General features: G+C 51.9%; 2 protein-coding genes and 2 pseudogenes. 2 read left to right on the top strand and 2 right to left on the bottom strand.

What is annotated here, in order from left to right:
* The first annotated feature begins 180 nt into the window (after positions 1–180).
* Entirely contained in the window at positions 181–600 is a 420-nt protein-coding gene (locus ACT3R4_RS18265; protein WP_496203803.1) for a hypothetical protein, read from the top strand.
* A 217-nt stretch (positions 601–817) separates the two neighbouring features.
* Positions 818–1385 (top strand): annotated as a pseudogene (locus ACT3R4_RS18260) (IS630 family transposase); the annotation flags it as partial.
* A 37-nt stretch (positions 1386–1422) separates the two neighbouring features.
* Here the strand turns inward: ACT3R4_RS18260 and ACT3R4_RS18255 are convergent.
* Together ACT3R4_RS18255 and ACT3R4_RS18250 are read right to left on the bottom strand one after the other, a co-directional pair.
* Positions 1423–2457 carry an IS3 family transposase gene (locus tag ACT3R4_RS18255; protein WP_496201290.1) on the bottom strand — a complete coding sequence of 345 codons (1035 nt, stop codon included), beginning with the start codon at positions 2455–2457 and terminating at the stop codon, positions 1423–1425.
* A 26-nt stretch (positions 2458–2483) separates the two neighbouring features.
* A pseudogene (locus tag ACT3R4_RS18250) lies at positions 2484–2734 on the bottom strand (hypothetical protein); the annotation flags it as partial.

Raw genomic sequence — 2734 nt, 5'->3', positions numbered from 1 at the left:
GTTGTGTCATACATCACCTCTTTCCTCTTAGGGTAGAAGTGACACAGAATTCTGAACACTACCGATGATTGTGAAAGGCTGGCATCTGAGCACCTTCTAATAAGCACCATTGATATACCCAACGCTGCATCAGACCTTACAGTAACTGTCGATCTTACGCGTAAATCGATTACTTGCAGCATGCGGCTTGACGCGCCTAAAGATAGAAAAAGCACGTCAGCAAAAATTAACTGGCTCACCCGGCAATTACCCAGTAACGAAAAGAGCCCAGCCATTAGCATAAAAGCGATGCGCAAAGGTCAGGCTTTGGCAACGGACAAGCCTTTAGAGGAAGTGAGGAAAAACCCTAATATTTTGGATGTAGAAAATACCGACGCTCAACCTGTCGCATTCGAAGTATTTACCTCGATAGATCTAGGCGCAAAATTCTCAGGTAATCGCGTGTTTATCGAACACCTCGAAAAGGTAGTGCCCGATTTCTACCGCTATGCAGGCCAATACCTAAAAGCCTGGGTAGCTCCGGCACCTCGAGTTAAGCAAGTTGAAGAAGATCCCGAGGAAGAGACCGAGGCGCAGACTACATCGCCTGAAAATGATTGAATCGTTTTAATCCAGCCATAGTAAATTTACCGGTCACTGCGTATGGCCGGTTTTTTTGTTATCCAATTCGGATCCGGTGTCAACATGCACGTTTTAATCTATTTCTTCCGAGACACGTCTCCAAGCTGGCGAAACGACTCCACGCTCATTCCTACTAAGTGCTTAATCTGAAGTTTTCGTATAGCATTGGGCCGGACAACTCATCACGGATGAAACCATGTTATGGCGCTTCATTGCTCCGCTTACTGACTCTGAACAGAAGGCGCTGTCTTCCCCGCGGTGAGAAGCGTCTCTACGCCGCCGTGCGCATGCCACCCTGCTGAGTAATCAAGGCCATACGATCAACAAAATCAGTCAGGTACTGCAGGTCCTCCGCGACGCCGTATCACGATGGCTCAAACAGTGGGAAGCGTTAGGCCTTGATGGACTAATCGACAAACCCCGCAGTGGCCGCACGCCCGTCCTGGATGAACGCGATCATCAGCGACTGCAGGAACTCGTTGCCGAACAGCCTCGCCAGATCCGAACCTTGCAGGCTCGTTTTGAGGAAGGAGACGGGTAAGACCGTCAGCACGGTGACCCTTCGCCGAGCGTTAAAAAAAGATTTCAGCTTCAAGCGCATCCGGCACTCACTCAAGGTACTGCGTGACGAGGCGGATTTCTGGAACACCCAGGGCCTTCTCAAGACACTCTATCAGCAGGAAGACCAGGGTGAGCATGAGCTCTATTACTTTGATGAGTCAGGCTTTTCACAAGCGTCATCGGTACCCTATCCGTGGAGTCCTGCGGTGATTTTCAACCCAGTTGTCCAAATGGCTGCGCTTAAGCAGCCTTTTTATTACGCTCGATTTCCTGCACTTTCCCTGGGTTAAGCGACACTGAACCAGTGACCTCCCAGTTTCGGGTGCTGCCCGACCAGCGTTTCGGATATCGACGCTTAGCACTTTCATAAACCGCTTTACGGCGTTCAAGGCGTTTTCGATCAACACCACGATGTCGATCAGCTGGCGTGACATATTGGATGCCACTGTGAAGGTGCTGTTCGTTGTAAGCCCGCTCGAACACCAACATCCATTCTCGTACCGCGCTCAGCGATGCAAAGCCCTTGGTGGGCCACGCTGGGCAATATTTGACGGTACGGAACAGCGATTCCGAGTAAGGGTTGTCGTTGCTTACTCTCGGGCGACTGTAAGACATCAACATCCCCAGTTCGGTTAACCTCGCTTTGAGCGTATAGGACGTCATCGGCGCCCCGTTATCTGAGTGCAGTACCGGTGGTTGATGCCAGCAACCTTCTCGCAGCAAAGCGCGTTCCAGTAATTGTTTAGCCAGCTCGCCCGATTCGGTGTCGTGAACTTCCCAGGCGATGATTTTGCGGCTGTAGATATCCATGATCAGGTAGAGATACCAGTGCTGGCCTCGCACAACGGAGGCGCAGAAGCTAATGTCCCAACTCCAGACCTGGTTTGGCCCTGTTGCCGTAAAACTGGTCGGCGCGGGCACTGGACGGCGTGGTTTCATACGGCCACGAGGGTGCTGCTGGTGATGCTTTTTCAAAACCCGATAAAACGACGATTCGGAGGCCAGATAGACGCCGTTGTCTGCCAGCAAAGGCACGATTTGAGACGGCGGCAAGCTCTGGTAATCGGGACGATGACAAGTGTTCAAAATGGCTTGCTCTTCCTCATGCGTTAGCTGATGCGGCTGCCTGCCTTGCACCACGTGATGACGCTGACCCTCAACAACAGCGCCACACTCAGATCGCCAACGTTTCAGTGTGCGTTCATTCACGTTGATAATCTCAGCGGCTTTATAACGAGACGCGCCATCCACAACCGCTTCGTCAAATAGCGTGATGAGCCTTGCACGTTCGTCGAGCGGCGTTAGTCGTCCTCGCCGCTGTCGGGATCTTCGCTGTACAAGGCTTCGAGCTTTTTTGAGAGCACCAGTAACGACGTCGTCTCAGCCACTACCTTGTCTTTGCGCCGCACTTCCGCTTTGAGTTGCTTGATGGTCTTACGGTCTTCTTTACGCTGCTTTTGCGCCGCTTTTTCCTGGTCTTCTTGCCGACCAGCGCCTTCAAGGCAAGCCGCTTTCCACTGCTGAATTTGCTCGGGATAAAGGCCTTTTTCGC

The sequence above is a fragment of the Halomonas sp. AOP7-E1-9 genome (assembly GCF_052376035.1).
GTDB lineage: Bacteria > Pseudomonadota > Gammaproteobacteria > Pseudomonadales > Halomonadaceae > Vreelandella > Vreelandella citrativorans.
Note: the sequence above shows the minus strand (reverse complement) of the source record. Positions and strands in the feature narration are given on the sequence as shown.

Excerpts from the sequence above, each read along its gene's own strand:
- ACT3R4_RS18265 (WP_496203803.1), top strand. The coding sequence starts at position 181 with ATGCGGCTTGACGCGCCTAAAGATAGAAAAAGCACGTCAGCAAAAATT.